This window comes from Rhizobium sp. N621 (assembly GCF_001664325.1).
GTDB classification, from domain to species: domain Bacteria; phylum Pseudomonadota; class Alphaproteobacteria; order Rhizobiales; family Rhizobiaceae; genus Rhizobium; species Rhizobium esperanzae.
In genome coordinates, this window is the sequence record NZ_CP013495.1 from 1731909 (window position 1) to 1750299 (window position 18391).

The window sequence follows — 18391 nt, forward strand, 5'->3', positions numbered from 1 at the left end:
CAGGATCCTCAAGCGTCGCTTGGGATCTCGCATGATCCCGGGAGGCAAAAGGCAACCCGGCGGGCCCGTTTTCGGTCCCGCCAACTGGAGATAGGCAGTGGAAAGAGCGGAAAAACGCGAATTCGTCACGGAACTGAACGAAGTCTTCAAGGCTTCGGGCTCAGTCGTCGTGGCCCACTATGCTGGTGCTACAGTCGCGCAGATGAACGATTTTCGTTCGAAGATGCGTGCAGCTGGCGGTACCGTCAAAGTCGCGAAGAACCGCCTGGCCAAAATTGCCCTTCAGGGTACGGAAGCGGAAGGGATTACCAATCTCTTCAAGGGTCAGACGCTGATTGCATACAGCACCGATCCGATCACCGCTCCGAAGGTCGTCATGGATTTCGCCAAGACCAACGACAAGATCGTTGTTCTGGGCGGCGCCATGGGAACAACCACGCTCAACGCCGATGCAGTCAAGTCGCTTGCGACCCTGCCTTCGCTCGACGAGCTGCGTGCGAAGCTGCTGGGCATGATCCAGACACCGGCTACCCGCATCGCTGGGGTTGTTGCAGCACCGGCAAGCCAGCTTGCCCGCGTGTTTGCGGCCTACGCCAAGAAGGACGAAGCCGCTTAAGGCGGTTTTTCGCTGTTTATAATCAACCGGTTCGAACCGAACAAAAGGAACTAGTAAAATGGCTGATCTCGCAAAGATCGTTGACGACCTCTCCTCGCTGACCGTTCTGGAAGCTGCAGAACTGTCGAAGCTTCTCGAAGAAAAGTGGGGCGTTTCCGCTGCTGCTCCGGTAGCTGTTGCTGCTGCTGCTGGTGGTGCAGGCGCTGCTGCTCCGGCTGAAGAAGAAAAGACCGAGTTCGACGTCATCCTCACGGATGCCGGCGCCAACAAGATCAACGTCATCAAGGAAGTCCGCGCCATCACCGGCCTCGGCCTCAAGGAAGCCAAGGACCTCGTCGAAGGCGCTCCGAAGGCTGTCAAGGAAGCTGTTTCCAAGGCTGAAGCCGCCGACATCAAGAAGAAGCTTGAAGACGCAGGCGCAAAGGCCGACGTCAAGTAATCTTGAACTGCACGTGGGAGGCGGCATTTACTGCCTCCCATTTGCCGTTTTCCTGAACGAATTACCCAAAAGCCGCGTGAAAACGGCTTTTGGGTAATGGGTTCTTCAAGAGCATGGTCTCGAACCGAAGCGCCAAGGCAATCCGGCCTGGCTGTTTCGGGAGGTGGGACGAGGTTGAACTACTCATTGATCGGCGGGATCGACTGGCCATCGGTTCCCGTCCGTTGCAGGCCCGGATGCAATTTTTGAAGGAGCGACGATGGCTCAGACCCTTTCGTTCAATGGTCGCAGGCGCGTACGCAAGTTTTTTGGTAAGATCCCCGAAGTCGCAGAAATGCCGAACCTCATCGAGGTTCAGAAGGCGTCCTACGACCAGTTCCTGATGGTTGAAGAGCCGAAGGGCGGTCGCCCAGACGAAGGCCTTCAGGCCGTCTTCAAATCCGTTTTCCCGATCACCGACTTCTCCGGCGCCTCGATGCTGGAGTTCGTGTCTTACGAATTCGAACCGCCGAAGTTCGACGTTGACGAGTGCCGCCAGCGCGACCTGACCTATGCTGCGCCGCTGAAGGTCACTCTCCGTCTCATCGTGTTCGATATCGACGAGGATACTGGCGCAAAGTCGATCAAGGACATCAAGGAACAGTCCGTCTACATGGGCGACATGCCGCTCATGACCAACAACGGCACGTTCATCGTCAACGGCACCGAGCGCGTCATCGTCTCGCAGATGCACCGTTCGCCGGGCGTCTTCTTCGACCATGACAAGGGCAAGAGCCATTCTTCCGGCAAGCTGCTGTTCGCCGCCCGCGTCATTCCCTATCGCGGTTCCTGGCTCGATATCGAATTCGACGCCAAGGACATCGTCTACGCCCGCATCGACCGCCGCCGCAAAATCCCTGTCACGTCGCTGCTGATGGCGCTCGGCATGGACGGCGAGGAAATCCTCGACACCTTCTACACGAAGTCGCTCTACAAGCGCGACGGCGAAGGCTGGCGCATTCCCTTCAAGCCGGAAACCCTGAAGGGCGCCAAGGCGATCACCGAGATGGTCGACGCCGATACCGGCGAAGTCGTCGTGGAAGCCGGCAAGAAGCTGACGCCGCGCCTGCTGCGCCAGCTTTCCGATAAGGGCCTGAAGGCGCTGAAGGCCGGCGACGACGACCTTTACGGTAACTACCTCGCCGAGGATATCGTCAACTACTCGACGGGTGAGATCTATCTCGAGGCCGGCGACGAGATCGACGAGAAGACGCTCGCCGTCATTCTCGCGAACGGTTTCGACGAGATCCCGGTTCTCGGCATCGACCACATCAATGTCGGCGCCTATATCCGCAACACGCTTTCGGCTGACAAGAACGAGAACCGTCAGGACGCTCTGTTCGACATCTATCGCGTCATGCGCCCGGGTGAACCGCCGACGATGGAATCGGCCGAAGCCATGTTCAATTCGCTGTTCTTCGATGCGGAGCGTTACGACCTCTCCGCCGTCGGCCGCGTCAAGATGAACATGCGCCTCGACCTCTCCGTCGAGGACACCGTTCGCATCCTGCGCAAGGACGACATCCTGGCCGTGGTCAAGATGCTGGTCGAACTGCGCGACGGCAAGGGTGAGATCGACGACATCGACAACCTCGGCAACCGCCGCGTCCGCTCGGTCGGCGAGCTGATGGAGAACCAGTACCGTCTCGGCCTGCTCCGCATGGAGCGTGCGATCAAGGAACGCATGTCCTCGATCGAAATCGACACGGTCATGCCGCAGGACCTGATCAACGCCAAGCCGGCTGCCGCAGCCGTCCGCGAATTCTTCGGTTCCTCGCAGCTCTCGCAGTTCATGGACCAGGTCAACCCGCTCTCGGAAATCACCCACAAGCGCCGTCTTTCGGCCCTTGGTCCGGGCGGTCTGACCCGCGAGCGCGCCGGCTTCGAAGTCCGCGACGTGCATCCGACCCACTATGGCCGTATCTGCCCGATCGAAACGCCGGAAGGCCCGAACATCGGTCTGATCAACTCGCTTGCGACCTTTGCCCGCGTCAACAAATACGGCTTCATCGAAAGCCCGTACCGGCGCATCGTCGACGGCAAGGTGACGAACGACGTGCTCTACCTCTCCGCCATGGAAGAGGCCAAGTATTACGTCGCACAGGCCAACGCCGAGCTGAACGTTGACGGTTCCTTCGTCGACGAATTCGTCGTCTGCCGTCACGCGGGTGAAGTTATGCTCGCGCCTCGCGACAGCATGAACCTGATGGACGTTTCGCCGAAGCAGGTCGTTTCGGTCGCAGCGGCACTCATCCCGTTCCTGGAAAACGACGACGCCAACCGCGCCCTCATGGGCTCGAACATGCAGCGTCAGGCCGTGCCGCTGCTGCGTGCCGAAGCTCCGTTCGTCGGCACCGGCATGGAGCCGGTCGTCGCGCGTGACTCCGGTGCCGCCATCGGCGCCCGCCGCGGCGGCGTCGTCGACCAGGTCGACGCGACGCGTATCGTTATCCGCGCCACGGAAGACCTCGAAGCCGGCAAGTCCGGCGTCGATATCTACCGCCTGCAGAAGTTCCAGCGTTCGAACCAGAACACCTGCGTCAACCAGCGTCCGCTGGTCACTGTCGGTGACGTCGTCAACCGCGGCGATATTCTCGCCGACGGCCCGTCGACCGATCTCGGCGACCTGGCGCTCGGCCGCAACGCCCTCGTCGCGTTCATGCCCTGGAACGGCTATAACTACGAAGACTCGATCCTGCTCTCCGAGCGCATCGTTGCCGACGACGTGTTCACCTCCATCCACATCGAGGAATTCGAAGTGATGGCGCGCGACACCAAGCTCGGCCCCGAGGAAATCACCCGCGATATTCCGAACGTTTCGGAAGAAGCGCTGAAGAACCTCGACGAAGCCGGCATCGTCTATATCGGCGCCGAGGTTCAGCCGGGCGATATCCTCGTCGGCAAGATCACGCCGAAGGGTGAAAGCCCGATGACGCCGGAAGAAAAGCTTCTGCGCGCCATCTTCGGCGAAAAAGCCTCCGACGTGCGCGACACCTCCATGCGCATGCCGCCCGGCACCTACGGCACGATCGTCGAAGTTCGCGTCTTCAACCGCCATGGCGTCGAGAAGGACGAGCGCGCGATGGCGATCGAGCGCGAGGAGATCGAGCGGCTCGCCAAGGACCGCGACGACGAGCAGGCGATCCTCGACCGTAACGTCTACGGCCGTCTGATCGACATGCTGCGCGGCCAGGTCTCCATCGCCGGCCCGAAGGGCTTCAAGAAGGGCACCGAACTTTCGAACGCCGTCGTCTCCGAATATCCCCGCTCGCAGTGGTGGATGTTCGCCGTCGAGGACGAGAAGGTCCAGAGCGAACTCGAAGCCCTCCGCGGCCAGTACGACGAATCCAAGTCGCGCCTTGAACAGCGCTTCATGGACAAGGTCGAGAAGGTCCAACGCGGCGATGAAATGCCTCCGGGCGTCATGAAGATGGTCAAGGTCTTCGTCGCCGTGAAGCGCAAGATCCAGCCGGGCGACAAGATGGCCGGCCGTCACGGGAACAAGGGCGTGGTCTCGCGCATTGTGCCTGTCGAGGACATGCCGTTCCTCGAAGACGGCACGCATGTCGACGTCGTTCTGAACCCGCTCGGCGTGCCTTCGCGCATGAACGTCGGCCAGATTCTGGAAACGCACCTGGGTTGGGCTTGCGCCGGCATGGGTCGCCAGATCGGCGAATTGATCGAAGCGTATAAGGCCAACGGCAACATCGAGCCGCTGCGCAAGACTATCGGCGATGTTGTCGGCGACGGTCCCAAGGCCGAACAGGTCCAGGACTTCGACGACGAGTCCGTCCTGCGTCTCGCCGACCAGTGGAAGCGCGGCGTTTCGATCGCGACGCCGGTCTTCGACGGCGCCAATGAAGGTGACGTCAACGACATGCTGCGTCTGGCGGGTCTCAAGGACACCGGCCAGTCGACGCTCTATGACGGCCGTACCGGCGAGCAGTTCGACCGCCAGGTGACCGTGGGCTACATCTACATGCTGAAGCTCAACCACCTGGTCGACGACAAGATCCATGCCCGCTCGATCGGCCCTTACTCGCTCGTGACCCAGCAGCCGCTGGGTGGCAAGGCGCAGTTCGGTGGTCAGCGCTTCGGCGAAATGGAAGTCTGGGCGCTCGAAGCCTATGGCGCCGCCTATACGCTGCAGGAAATGCTGACGGTGAAGTCGGACGACGTCGCCGGCCGCACCAAGGTCTACGAAGCCATTGTCCGCGGAGACGACACGTTCGAAGCCGGTATTCCGGAAAGCTTCAACGTTCTCGTCAAGGAAATGCGCTCGCTGGGCCTCAGCGTCGAGCTCGAGAACACCAAGCTCGATGAAGCGCAGGCAACCCAGCTGCCGGACGCGGCCGAGTAAACATTGATAGGGCGTGCGCTGCCAATGCGGCGCACGCCGGTCCCGCCGGGAGCCGCATCCGTGTCGGCCCGGAAGGGAAGTTTCGCCGCATCTTGCGGTTATTCTCGTTTAAGCGAGGGAGGCGGCTCCCGGGAATTGCCGCCGGCCATCGCATTTTGAGGGCGCTTTAGCCCATGAAGGAGACAGGCATGAACCAAGAGGTCATGAATCTTTTCAATCCGCAGGTGCCTGCACAGAATTTCGATTCCATTCGGATTTCGATCGCGTCTCCGGAGAAGATCCTCTCCTGGTCCTACGGTGAGATCAAGAAGCCGGAAACCATCAACTACCGCACGTTCAAGCCGGAACGCGACGGTCTGTTCTGCGCGCGCATCTTTGGCCCGATCAAGGACTACGAATGCTTGTGCGGCAAGTACAAGCGCATGAAGTACAAGGGCATCATCTGCGAAAAGTGCGGCGTCGAAGTCACGCTGTCGCGCGTTCGCCGTGAGCGCATGGGCCATATCGAGCTCGCTGCTCCCGTTGCCCACATCTGGTTCCTGAAGTCGCTGCCGTCGCGCATTTCGACGCTGCTCGACATGACGCTGAAGGATGTCGAGCGCGTTCTCTACTTTGAAAACTACATCGTGACCGAGCCGGGCCTGACCGCTCTCAAGGAGCACCAGCTCCTCTCGGAAGAAGAGTACATGCTCGCCGTCGACGAGTACGGCGAAGACCAGTTCACCGCGATGATCGGCGCTGAGGCGATCTACGAGATGCTGGCTTCGATGAACCTCGAAAAGATCGCCGGCGATCTGCGCTCCGAGCTTGCCGACACCACGTCGGATCTCAAGCAGAAGAAGCTGATGAAGCGCCTGAAGATCGTCGAGAACTTCATGGAGTCAGGCAATCGTCCGGAATGGATGATCATGAAGGTCGTTCCGGTCATCCCGCCGGATCTGCGCCCGCTCGTTCCGCTCGACGGTGGCCGTTTCGCGACGTCGGATCTGAACGATCTCTATCGGCGCGTCATCAACCGTAACAACCGTCTGAAGCGCCTCATCGAACTGCGCGCTCCGGGCATCATCATCCGCAACGAAAAGCGCATGCTGCAGGAATCTGTCGACGCGCTCTTCGATAACGGCCGCCGCGGCCGCGTCATCACCGGCGCCAACAAGCGTCCGCTGAAGTCGCTGTCCGACATGCTGAAGGGCAAGCAGGGCCGCTTCCGCCAGAACCTGCTCGGCAAGCGCGTCGACTATTCCGGCCGTTCGGTGATCGTCACCGGTCCGGAACTGAAGCTGCATCAGTGCGGTCTTCCGAAGAAGATGGCGCTCGAACTCTTCAAGCCGTTCATCTATGCCCGCCTCGACGCCAAGGGTTACTCCTCGACCGTCAAGCAGGCCAAGAAGCTGGTCGAGAAGGAAAAGCCGGAAGTTTGGGATATCCTCGACGAGGTCATCCGCGAACATCCTGTTCTTCTGAACCGCGCACCGACGCTGCACCGCCTGGGCATCCAGGCCTTCGAACCCACCCTGGTCGAAGGCAAGGCCATCCAGCTGCACCCGCTCGTCTGCACGGCCTTCAACGCCGACTTCGACGGTGACCAGATGGCTGTTCACGTGCCGCTGTCGCTCGAAGCCCAGCTCGAAGCCCGCGTGCTGATGATGTCGACCAACAACATCTTGCACCCGGCAAACGGCGCGCCGATCATCGTTCCCTCGCAGGACATGGTTCTCGGCCTGTACTATCTGTCGATCCTGAACCAGAACGAGCCGGGCGAAGGCATGGCCTTCTCCGATCTCGGCGAGCTGCATCACGCGCTGGAAAACAAGGTCGTGACGCTGCACACCAAGATCCGCGGCCGCTTCAAGTCGATCGGCGAGGATGGCAAGCCCTACTCGAAGATCTACGAGACGACGCCTGGCCGTCTGCTCATCGGCGAACTGCTGCCGAAAAATGGCAAGGTGCCCTTCGACATCTGCAACCAGGAAATGACCAAGAAGAACATCTCCAAGATGATCGACACGGTCTACCGCCATTGCGGCCAGAAGGACACGGTCATCTTCTGCGACCGCATCATGCAGCTCGGCTTCGCCCATGCCTGCCGTGCCGGCATTTCGTTCGGCAAGGACGACATGGTCATTCCGGACACGAAGGCCAAGATCGTCAACGACACCGAAAATCTGGTGAAGGAATACGAGCAGCAGTACAATGACGGCCTCATCACCCAGGGCGAAAAGTACAACAAGGTTGTCGATGCCTGGGGCAAGGCGACTGAAAAGGTCGCCGAAGAGATGATGGCACGCATCAAGGCGGTCGAATTCGACGAGAACACCGGCCGTCAGAAGCCGATGAACTCGATCTACATGATGAGCCACTCCGGCGCCCGCGGTTCTCCGAACCAGATGCGCCAGCTGGGCGGCATGCGCGGCCTGATGGCCAAGCCGTCGGGCGAAATCATCGAGACGCCGATCATCTCGAACTTCAAGGAAGGCCTGACCGTCAACGAGTACTTCAACTCGACGCACGGCGCCCGCAAGGGTCTGGCAGACACCGCCTTGAAGACCGCAAACTCCGGTTACCTGACCCGCCGTCTCGTCGACGTCGCGCAGGATTGCATCGTCACGCACGTCGATTGCGGCACCGAAACCGGCCTGACCATGACCGCCATCGTCGATGCCGGCCAGGTCGTCGCCTCGCTCGGTGCCCGTATTCTCGGCCGCACGGCGCTCGACGATATCGATCATCCGGTGACGGGTGAGCGCATCGTCGATGCCGGCAAGATGATCCTCGAGCCCGATGTCATCGAAATCGAGAAGGCCGGTATCCAGTCGATCCGCATCCGCTCGGCGCTGACCTGCGAAATCCAGACGGGCGTCTGCTCGGTCTGCTACGGCCGCGATCTCGCGCGCGGTACGCCGGTCAACATGGGCGAAGCCGTCGGCGTCATCGCCGCTCAGTCGATCGGCGAGCCGGGAACTCAGCTCACCATGCGTACCTTCCACCTTGGCGGTACGGCAACCGTGGTCGACCAGTCGTTCCTGGAGGCCTCGTACGAAGGTACAGTGCAGATCAAGAACCGCAACGTGCTGCGCAACTCTGAAGGCAGCCTCGTTGCCATGGGCCGCAACATGACCGTCCAGATCCTGGACGAGCGCGGCGTCGAGCGCTCTTCGCAGCGTGTCGCCTACGGTTCGAAGCTGCATGTCGACGAAGGTGACAAGGTCAAGCGCGGCCAGCGTCTGGCGGAGTGGGATCCTTACACCCGTCCGATGATGACGGAAGTTGCCGGTACCGTTCAGTTCGAAGACCTCGTCGATGGTCTCTCGGTTCTGGAAGCGACCGACGAATCCACCGGCATCACCAAGCGTCAGGTCATCGACTGGCGTTCGACCCCGCGCGGCTCGGATCTCAAGCCGGCGATTGTCATCAAGGACGCCAGCGGCAATGTCGCCAAGCTGTCCCGCGGTGGTGACGCCCGCTTCCTGCTCTCGGTCGACGCCATCCTGTCGGTCGAGCCGGGCACGAAGGTCTCGCAGGGTGACGTTCTCGCCCGTTCGCCGCTCGAAAGCGCCAAGACCAAGGACATCACCGGCGGTCTGCCGCGTGTTGCCGAACTGTTCGAAGCTCGCCGTCCGAAGGATCACGCCATCATCGCAGAGATCGATGGTACGATCCGGCTCGGCCGCGACTACAAGAACAAGCGTCGCGTCATCATCGAGCCGGCGGAAGACGGTGTCGAGCCTGTCGAATACCTGATTCCGAAGGGCAAGCCCTTCCACCTTCAGGACGGCGACTATATCGAAAAGGGTGACTACATCCTCGACGGTAACCCGGCTCCGCACGACATCCTGGCGATCAAGGGCGTGGAGGCTCTTGCTTCCTACCTCGTCAACGAAATCCAGGAAGTCTATCGCCTGCAGGGCGTCGTCATCAATGACAAGCACATCGAGGTGATCGTCCGTCAGATGCTGCAGAAGGTGGAGATCACCGATGCCGGCGACTCGACCTACATCGTCGGCGACAACGTCGACCGGATCGAGCTGGAGGACGTCAACGACCACCTGATCGAGCAGGGCAAGAAGCCCGCCAGCGGCGAGCCGGTTCTTCTCGGGATCACCAAGGCGTCGCTGCAGACCCCGTCCTTCATCTCGGCCGCGTCCTTCCAGGAAACGACCAAGGTGCTGACGGAAGCTGCAATCGCCGGAAAGACCGACGGTCTGCAGGGCTTGAAGGAAAACGTCATCGTCGGCCGCCTCATTCCGGCCGGCACCGGCGGCACCATGACCCAGATCCGCCGCATCGCCACGTCGCGCGACGAGCTCATCCTCGAAGAGCGCCGCAAGGGCACTGGGGCAGCGGTCGCCACCCCGATGCTGCAGGACATGGCCGAAAACGCCCCGGCTGCGGAATAATCCGCAGCCGAGGTCCACGAATTGAAAAACCGCCCGGAGCGATCCGGGCGGTTTTTGTTTGTGCTAGTCTTTGATTGATAGGGGAGGGAAGGCGTTCCCGTCAGTTGAACCGGATGATCGCGACCTCGCCATCGACCGCACCCTGATAGGCCGAAGCGTGCGGCTCTTCCGCCGGAATTTCGGTCAGCATGCCGATCTGGTCGAGATCGGCCTCGATAAAACCCTCCTCGGCAAGGGCGTTCAAGGCTTCGCGCACGGCGGTGTCGTCATCGGGCGCCTGGAGCAGGATGTGCAGGTCGATGCCTTCGCTGGCCTCGGACTCATAGCCTTTGCCGATGATGATGAAGATCATCGGTCCGTCGAAATTATTGTCGTTATCAGGTGTCGTGATCATCGCCTGTCCTCGGTTTCTGGGGATTCGCTTTGTCGAATCCGCTGAGAGGACCTAACGCCGCAATTGCTGATTCCTTAACTGCTTTTGCTGCAAGGCCCAAGTTTTTATCTTGGCGCACGTCCCTGAATGCGTCTAGAAGGATGAAAACAGGGCGTTCGGCCCGCATATCAAGGTGATGCGGCCAAGTTTATTTCTTAACCGGCCTTGACGGGACGGGTGGAAACCAGTAGTACCCCGCCCATCAGATCCCATGTGAGGCTTGGCTGTTCGGGGCGACGCGCCCTGAAATTCACCTCAAACAAGGTTCTAAACGCACGTTGAAGTCATGATGCTGCACGCATGACGCAGGATTTTATGCGTCCTCTGCTCCTTGTGGTCCATCTGCGGAAGCGGATCGGGCCATATTTTGCGCATTGACGGAAAGCATGCGTCATTGCCGGAGACGGCGTGAGTTCAAGCCCGCAAGGGTACTGAGATAAACGTAAGGGATGGTTGAATGCCTACCGTAAACCAGCTGATCCGCAAGCCTCGCCAGGCGAACGTAAAGCGTAATAAGGTTCCCGCTCTCCAGGAGAACCCGCAGAAGCGCGGCGTTTGCACGCGCGTCTACACGACCACGCCGAAGAAGCCGAACTCGGCTCTGCGTAAGGTCGCAAAGATCCGCCTGACCAACGGCTTCGAAGTCATTGGTTACATCCCCGGCGAAGGTCACAACCTTCAGGAACACTCCGTCGTCATGATCCGCGGCGGCCGCGTCAAGGACCTTCCGGGTGTCCGTTATCACATCATCCGCGGCGTTCTCGATACCCAGGGTGTCAAGAACCGCAAGCAGCGTCGCTCCAAGTACGGTGCGAAGCGTCCGAAGTAATTCGGATTTTGAATAATCCGGCGCTGCGCGAGGTCCTCCGCGTGATGAAGCGCCTTAACGGTTGAAGAGACGAAAAGTATGTCCAGACGTCATAAAGCAGAAAAGCGCGAGATCAATCCGGATCCGAAGTTCGGTGACCTCGTCGTGACCAAGTTCATGAATGCCATCATGCTCGATGGTAAGAAGTCCGTTGCTGAAAACATCGTCTATGGTGCGTTCGACGCCGTCCAGGGCAAGTCCAAGCAGGAGCCGCTTTCGGTTTTCCATTCTGCGCTCGACAACATTGCCCCGCACGTTGAAGTCCGCTCGCGCCGCGTCGGTGGTGCGACCTACCAGGTTCCGGTCGACGTCCGTCCGGAGCGCCGCCAGGCTCTCGCCATTCGCTGGCTGATTGCCGCTGCCCGCAAGCGCAACGAAACCACCATGATCGACCGTCTGTCCGGCGAACTGCTCGATGCGTCCAACAACCGCGGCTCCGCCGTCAAGAAGCGCGAAGACACGCACAAGATGGCTGACGCCAACCGCGCGTTCTCGCACTATCGCTGGTAATTCCGAACGGTATCGAAAGGCAGTCCCCAATGGCTCGCGAATATAAGATCGAAGATTACCGCAATTTCGGTATCATGGCGCATATCGACGCCGGCAAGACCACGACCACCGAGCGTATCCTTTACTACACCGGCAAGTCGCACAAGATCGGCGAAGTCCACGACGGCGCAGCCACCATGGACTGGATGGAGCAGGAGCAGGAGCGTGGCATCACGATCACCTCTGCTGCCACCACGACCTTCTGGAAGGGCCGTGACGGCAAGATGCGCCGCTTCAACATCATCGACACCCCCGGCCACGTCGACTTCACCATCGAAGTCGAGCGTTCGCTGCGCGTTCTCGACGGCGCCATCGCGCTGCTCGACGCCAACGCCGGCGTTGAGCCGCAGACGGAAACCGTCTGGCGACAGGCTGAGAAGTACAATGTTCCGCGGATGATCTTCTGCAACAAGATGGACAAGACCGGCGCGGACTTCTATCGCTCTGTCGAGATGATCAAGACGCGTCTCGGCGCGACCGCCGTCGTCATGCAGCTGCCGATCGGCGCTGAGAGCGACTTCAAGGGCGTTGTCGACCTCGTCGAGATGAACGCGCTGATCTGGCGCGACGAATCGCTCGGCGCCCAGTGGGATGTCGTCGAAATCCCGGAAGATCTGAAGGCCAAGGCTGAAGAATATCGCGAAAAGCTGATCGAGACCGTTGTCGAGATCGACGAAGCTGCGATGGAAGCCTACCTCGAAGGCAACATGCCCGACAACGACAAGATCCGCGAACTCGTTCGCCGCGGCACCATCGACGTCAAGTTCCATCCGATGTTCTGCGGCACCGCCTTCAAGAACAAGGGCGTGCAGCCGCTGCTCGACGCCGTGGTCGACTACCTGCCGTCGCCGCTCGACATTCCGGCGATCAAGGGCATCGATTTCAAGACCGAAGCCGATATCGAGCGGCATGCAGATGACGCCGAGCCGCTTTCGATGCTGGCGTTCAAGATCATGAACGACCCCTTCGTCGGTTCGCTCACCTTCGCACGCATCTACTCCGGCAAGCTCGAAAAGGGCTCTTCGGTTCTGAACACGGTCAAGGACAAGCGCGAGCGCGTCGGCCGTATGCTGCAGATGCACTCCAACTCTCGTGAAGACATCGAAGAAGCCTTTGCAGGCGACATCGTTGCTCTCGCCGGTCTCAAGGAAACCACCACTGGCGATACGCTCTGCGATCCGCTGAAGCCGGTTATCCTCGAGCGCATGGAATTCCCCGAGCCGGTCATCCAGATCGCCATCGAGCCGAAGTCCAAGGGCGACCAGGAAAAGATGGGCCTCGCGCTCAACCGCCTGGCAGCCGAAGACCCGTCCTTCCGCGTGAAGACGGACCAGGAATCCGGTCAGACGATCATTGCCGGCATGGGCGAACTGCATCTCGACATCATCGTCGACCGCATGCGTCGCGAGTTCAAGGTCGAAGCAAACGTCGGTGCGCCGCAGGTTGCTTACCGCGAAACCATCACGCGCCAGACCGAAGAAGACTACACGCACAAGAAGCAGACCGGTGGTACCGGCCAGTTCGCGCGCGTCAAGATCATCTTCGAACCGAACCCCGAAGGCGAAGACTTCAAGTTCGAATCCAAGATCGTCGGCGGCTCTGTTCCGAAGGAATACATCCCGGGCGTTCAGAAGGGCATCGAAAGCGTTCTGTCTTCCGGTCCGCTGGCTGGCTTCCCGATGCTCGGCGTCAAGGCGACGCTCATCGACGGTGCCTTCCACGACGTCGACTCCTCGGTCCTGGCGTTCGAAATCGCTTCCCGCGCTTGCTTCCGTGAAGCAGCCAAGAAGGCCGGCGCTCAGCTCCTCGAGCCGATGATGAAGGTCGAGGTCGTCACCCCGGAAGATTACGTCGGTGACGTTATCGGCGACCTCAACTCCCGCCGTGGCCAGATCCAGGGTCAGGAAAGCCGTGGCATCGCGGTTGTCATCAGCGCCAACGTTCCGCTGGCCAACATGTTCAAGTACGTCGACAACCTGCGCTCCATGTCGCAGGGCCGCGCTCAGTACACGATGACCTTCGATCACTACGCGCCGGTCCCGTCGAACGTCGCAACCGAAATCCAGGCAAAGTATTCCGGTCAGAAGTGACCGGCATACCTATTGACCGATAACAAGAATTAGCTCCCCTCGGGGACTAGCAAAACGGAGAGCCGAAAATGGCAAAGAGTAAGTTTGAGCGCAACAAGCCGCACGTCAACATTGGCACGATCGGCCACGTTGACCACGGCAAGACGTCTCTGACGGCAGCGATCACGAAGTACTTCGGTGAGTTCAAGGCGTACGACCAGATCGACGCGGCTCCGGAAGAGAAGGCCCGCGGCATCACCATCTCGACGGCGCACGTCGAATATGAGACTCCGGCCCGCCACTACGCGCACGTCGACTGCCCCGGCCACGCCGACTACGTGAAGAACATGATCACCGGTGCGGCTCAGATGGACGGCGCGATCCTGGTTTGCTCGGCTGCTGACGGCCCGATGCCGCAGACGCGCGAACACATCCTGCTCGCCCGCCAGGTCGGCGTTCCGGCGATCGTTGTGTTCCTGAACAAGGTCGACCAGGTTGACGACGCCGAGCTTCTCGAACTGGTCGAGCTCGAAGTTCGCGAACTTCTGTCGTCCTACGACTTCCCGGGCGACGACATTCCGGTCGTCAAGGGTTCGGCGCTTGCTGCTCTTGAAGATTCGGACAAGAAGATCGGCGAAGACGCGATCCGCGAGCTGATGGCAGCGGTCGACTCCTACATCCCGACGCCTGAGCGTCCGGTTGACCAGCCGTTCCTGATGCCGATCGAAGACGTGTTCTCGATCTCGGGCCGTGGTACGGTCGTGACCGGCCGCGTCGAGCGTGGCATCATCAAGGTTGGTGAAGAAGTCGAGATCGTCGGCATCCGTCCGACTTCGAAGACGACGGTGACCGGCGTTGAAATGTTCCGCAAGCTGCTCGACCAGGGCCAGGCCGGCGACAACATCGGCGCGCTGATCCGCGGTGTGAACCGTGACGGCGTCGAGCGCGGTCAGATCCTGTGCAAGCCGGGCTCCGTCAAGCCGCACAAGAAGTTCAAGGCAGAAGCCTACATCCTGACGAAGGAAGAGGGCGGCCGTCATACGCCGTTCTTCACCAACTACCGTCCGCAGTTCTACTTCCGCACGACGGATGTGACCGGCATCGTGACGCTTCCGGAAGGCACGGAAATGGTCATGCCGGGCGACAACGTCACGGTTGACGTCGAGCTGATCGTTCCGATCGCGATGGAAGAAAAGCTGCGCTTCGCTATCCGCGAAGGCGGCCGCACCGTCGGCGCCGGCATCGTCGCTTCGATCGTCGAGTAATTCCTTCGGCCACTCCGGTGGGGTGGCCGATTCGATGACAATATTATGATGCAGGCGGCGCAAGCCGCTTGCTTATTACACAGAAATGTAGCAAATGGCGCGCGAGCGCGATTTGCGTGCCGCTTTGGATGACGAAGCGGTGACTGAACAAGCAAATAAGGTGGGCTAGAAGGCCCTGAAGACTGGATAGGGACGCCGGCATCGGCGCCCTCTCGATCTTTGAAACCGGTGGTCCGCCTTAGGAAGAAAGAACAACCCGTGTCTTGTTGAGAGACATGTGGAAAACAAACACAAGGATAACGTCGAATGAACGGCCAAAATATCCGCATTCGCCTGAAGGCGTTCGATCACCGGATTCTCGATGCTTCCACGCGCGAGATCGTGTCGACGGCGAAGCGCACCGGTGCAAGCGTCCGGGGCCCCGTTCCGCTTCCGACCCGCATCGAGAAGTTTACGGTCAACCGGTCCCCGCACATCGACAAGAAGAGCCGCGAACAGTTCGAGATGCGCACGCATAAGCGCCTGCTCGACATCGTAGACCCGACCCCGCAGACGGTAGACGCGCTGATGAAGCTTGATCTCGCCGCCGGTGTCGATGTTGAGATCAAGCTCTGAGCTTGCTCTAGCTGAGTTGGAAGGATTGAACCGATGCGTTCAGGTGTGATTGCACAAAAGGTGGGAATGACCCGCGTCTACAACGACGCCGGCGAGCATGTCCCGGTAACGGTACTGCGTATGGACGGCTGCCAGGTCGTTGCCACGCGCACTGTCGAAAAGAATGGCTATACCGCAGTTCAGCTCGGTGCAGGCCAGGCGAAGGTGAAGAACACGTCGAAGGCGATGCGCGGCAACTTTGCCGTTGCCAACGTCGAGCCGAAGGCCAAGCTCGCAGAATTCCGCGTCTCGGAAGACAATCTGCTCGAGATCGGCACCGAGCTCAAGGCAGGTCACTTTGCCGCCGGTCAGCTCGTCGATGTGACGGGTACGACCATCGGTAAGGGTTTTGCCGGCGCAATGAAGCGCCACGGTTTCGGCGGTCTGCGCGCCACGCACGGTGTGTCGGTTTCACACCGTTCGCACGGTTCGACCGGCTCGCGCCAGGATCCGGGCAAGGTTTTCAAGAACAAGAAGATGGCTGGTCACATGGGCCAGACGCGCGTCACGACGCAGAACCTGGAAGTGGTTTCGACCGACGAAGATCGTGGTCTGATCCTGATCAAGGGTGCTGTTCCCGGTTCCAAGGGAGCCTGGATCATCGTGCGCGACGCCGTCAAGTCGGCCGCGAAGTAAGGGAGCCAGATCAATGGAATTGAACGTCAAGACCCTCGAGGGAAAAGACGCCGGGAAGGTCTCCCTTTCGGACGAGATTTTCGGCCTCGAGCCCCGCGAAGACATTCTCGCCCGCGTTATCCGCTGGCAGCTTGCCAAGAAGCAGCAGGGCACGCACAAGGCAAAGGGCCGCGCTGAAGTCTCGCGCACCGGCGCCAAGATGTACAAGCAGAAGGGTACGGGCCGCGCTCGTCACCATTCGGCTCGCGCTCCGCAGTTCCGCGGCGGCGGCAAGGCCCATGGCCCGGTCGTTCGCAGCCACGAACACGACCTTCCGAAGAAGGTTCGCGCACTCGGCCTTCGCCATGCCCTTTCGGCCAAGATCAAGGCTGATGACGTCATCGTCATCGACAACCTGGTTGCTGCCGAAGCCAAGACCAAGGTTCTCGCGTCCGCTTTCGAGACGCTCGGCCTGACCAACGCCCTCTTCATCGGCGGCGCAGAGCTTGATGGCAACTTCAAGCTCGCAGCGCAGAACATCCCGAACATCGATGTTCTGCCGATCCAGGGCATCAATGTTTACGACATCGTGCGCCGCGGCAAGCTCGTGCTTTCCAAGGCTGCGGTTGAAGCGCTAGAGGAGCGATTCAAGTGACCGATCTTCGCCACTACGATGTGATCGTCTCTCCGGCGATCACCGAAAAGTCCACGCTGGTATCCGAAAACAACCAGGTTGTTTTCAATGTCGCCAAGCAGGCGACAAAGCCGGAAATCAAGGCTGCTGTCGAGGCGCTGTTCGGCGTCAAGGTCACGGCCGTCAACACTCTGCTGCGCAAGGGCAAAACCAAGCGGTTCCGCGGTTTCGTCGGCAAGCAGAAGGACGTGAAGAAGGCTGTCGTGACGCTGGCTGAAGGCCAGACGATCGACGTCTCCACCGGTCTCTGAGGTATAAGAAAATGGCATTGAAAACATTCAATCCGACGACCCCGAGCCAGCGTCAGCTGGTCATCGTGGACCGCTCCTCGCTCTACAAGGGCAAGCCGGTCAAGGCGCTGACGGAAGGTCTGACCAAGAGCGGCGGTCGTAACAACCTCGGCCGCATCACGGCTCGCTTCATCGGTGGCGGTCATAAGCGCAGCTACCGACTGGTCGACTTCAAGCGTCGCAAGTTCGATGTCGAAGGCACGGTCGAACGTATCGAATACGATCCGAACCGCACGGCTTTCATCGCGCTGGTGACCTATTCGGATGGCGAGCAGGCCTACATCATCGCTCCGCAGCGTCTCGCTGCCGGCGACAAGGTCATCGCTTCGGAAAAGGCTGTCGACGTCAAGCCCGGCAACACCATGCCGCTGCAGTACATCCCGGTCGGCTCCATCATCCACAACGTGGAAATGAAGCCGGGCAAGGGCGGTCAGATCGCGCGTTCCGCCGGCTCCTACGCACAGCTCGTCGGTCGTGACCAGGGCATGGCGATCCTTCGCCTGAACTCCGGTGAGCAGCGCCTCGTCAGCGGCATCTGCCTTGCTTCGATCGGTGCCGTCTCCAACCCGGACCACGCCAACATCAACGACGGCAAGGCCGGTCGTACCGTCTGGCGCGGCAAGCGTCCGCATAACCGCGGTGTCGTCATGAACCCGGTCGACCATCCGCACGGCGGTGGTGAAGGCCGCACCTCCGGTGGTCGCCATCCGGTGACACCGTGGGGCAAGCCGACCAAGGGCAAGCGCACCCGGTCGAACAAGTCGACCGATAAGATGATCATGCGCTCGCGTCATCAGCGCAAGAAGTAAGAGAGGAAGTCTCCAATGGCTCGTTCAGTATGGAAAGGTCCGTTCGTTGACGGCTATCTTCTCAAGAAGGCTGAGAAGGTTCGTGAAGGCGGACGTGCAGAAGTGATCAAGATCTGGAGCCGTCGCTCCACGATCCTGCCGCAGTTCGTCGGTCTTACCTTCGGCGTCTACAACGGCAGCAAACATGTCCCGGTCAGCGTCAATGAAGACATGGTCGGCCACAAATTCGGTGAATTCTCTCCGACCCGCACCTACTACGGTCACGGCGCGGACAAGAAGGCGAAGAGGAAGTAA

At 60.3% G+C, this 18391-nt stretch carries 15 protein-coding genes; 14 read left to right on the top strand and 1 reads right to left on the bottom strand.

From position 1 onward, the window contains the following. The first annotated feature begins 97 nt into the window (after nt 1-97). The 4 genes from rplJ to rpoC all read left to right on the top strand — a co-directional run bounded on the left by rplJ (nt 98) and on the right by rpoC (nt 9851). A complete protein-coding gene (gene rplJ, locus AMK00_RS08405) occupies nt 98-616 on the top strand; it encodes a 50S ribosomal protein L10 (protein WP_064801896.1) in 519 nt (172 codons plus the stop codon). Nucleotides 617-674: 58 nt separating this feature from the next. Continuing rightward, complete coding sequence (gene rplL, locus AMK00_RS08410) at nt 675-1055, top strand: 50S ribosomal protein L7/L12 (protein ID WP_064801898.1); 381 nt, start codon at nt 675-677, stop codon at nt 1053-1055. Nucleotides 1056-1314: 259 nt separating this feature from the next. Next, nucleotides 1315-5454, top strand: a complete 4140-nt coding sequence (gene rpoB, locus AMK00_RS08415; RefSeq protein ID WP_064810130.1) for a DNA-directed RNA polymerase subunit beta — start codon at nt 1315-1317, stop codon at nt 5452-5454. A 188-nt stretch (nt 5455-5642) separates the two neighbouring features. Then, a complete protein-coding gene (gene rpoC, locus AMK00_RS08420) occupies nt 5643-9851 on the top strand; it encodes a DNA-directed RNA polymerase subunit beta' (protein ID WP_064801902.1) in 4209 nt (1402 codons plus the stop codon). 100 nt (nt 9852-9951) lie between these two features. Here rpoC and AMK00_RS08425 read toward each other — a convergent pair whose 3' ends face one another. Continuing rightward, nucleotides 9952-10245 (bottom strand): hypothetical protein, encoded by a 294-nt coding sequence (locus AMK00_RS08425; protein ID WP_064801904.1) that lies wholly within the window; start codon nt 10243-10245, stop codon nt 9952-9954. A 496-nt stretch (nt 10246-10741) separates the two neighbouring features. Between AMK00_RS08425 and rpsL the strand changes: the two genes are divergently transcribed. The 10 genes from rpsL (at nt 10742) to rpsS (ending at nt 18391) form a co-directional block, all read left to right on the top strand. Continuing rightward, the gene (gene rpsL / locus AMK00_RS08430) at nt 10742-11113 is read left to right on the top strand and encodes a 30S ribosomal protein S12 (protein ID WP_003547537.1); all 372 of its coding nucleotides are present in this window, start codon (nt 10742-10744) and stop codon (nt 11111-11113) included. A 78-nt stretch (nt 11114-11191) separates the two neighbouring features. Then, on the top strand, nt 11192-11662 hold the full coding sequence (gene rpsG, locus AMK00_RS08435; RefSeq protein WP_004669085.1) for a 30S ribosomal protein S7: 471 nt from the start codon (nt 11192-11194) through the stop codon (nt 11660-11662). A gap of 29 nt (nt 11663-11691) precedes the next feature. Beyond that, nucleotides 11692-13791 carry an elongation factor G gene (fusA, locus tag AMK00_RS08440; RefSeq protein WP_064682261.1) on the top strand — a complete coding sequence of 700 codons (2100 nt, stop codon included), beginning with the start codon at nt 11692-11694 and terminating at the stop codon, nt 13789-13791. 68 nt (nt 13792-13859) lie between these two features. After that, nucleotides 13860-15035: an elongation factor Tu gene (gene tuf / locus AMK00_RS08445; RefSeq protein ID WP_011424970.1), complete on the top strand. Its 1176-nt coding sequence runs from the start codon at nt 13860-13862 to the stop codon at nt 15033-15035. Nucleotides 15036-15341: 306 nt separating this feature from the next. Continuing rightward, a complete protein-coding gene (rpsJ, locus tag AMK00_RS08450; protein WP_003547547.1) occupies nt 15342-15650 on the top strand; it encodes a 30S ribosomal protein S10 in 309 nt (102 codons plus the stop codon). Nucleotides 15651-15683: 33 nt separating this feature from the next. Continuing rightward, nucleotides 15684-16325 carry a 50S ribosomal protein L3 gene (gene rplC, locus AMK00_RS08455; RefSeq protein ID WP_004674916.1) on the top strand — a complete coding sequence of 214 codons (642 nt, stop codon included), beginning with the start codon at nt 15684-15686 and terminating at the stop codon, nt 16323-16325. A 13-nt stretch (nt 16326-16338) separates the two neighbouring features. After that, nucleotides 16339-16959: a 50S ribosomal protein L4 gene (gene rplD, locus AMK00_RS08460; RefSeq protein ID WP_037138168.1), complete on the top strand. Its 621-nt coding sequence runs from the start codon at nt 16339-16341 to the stop codon at nt 16957-16959. After that, on the top strand, nt 16956-17249 hold the full coding sequence (locus AMK00_RS08465; protein WP_003547550.1) for a 50S ribosomal protein L23: 294 nt from the start codon (nt 16956-16958) through the stop codon (nt 17247-17249). Before rplD ends, AMK00_RS08465 begins: the two co-directional genes overlap by 4 nt. Nucleotides 17250-17260: 11 nt before the next feature. After that, nucleotides 17261-18097, top strand: a complete 837-nt coding sequence (rplB, locus tag AMK00_RS08470) for a 50S ribosomal protein L2 (protein WP_064801905.1) — start codon at nt 17261-17263, stop codon at nt 18095-18097. A 15-nt stretch (nt 18098-18112) separates the two neighbouring features. Continuing rightward, nucleotides 18113-18391 carry a 30S ribosomal protein S19 gene (rpsS, locus tag AMK00_RS08475; protein ID WP_007531666.1) on the top strand — a complete coding sequence of 93 codons (279 nt, stop codon included), beginning with the start codon at nt 18113-18115 and terminating at the stop codon, nt 18389-18391.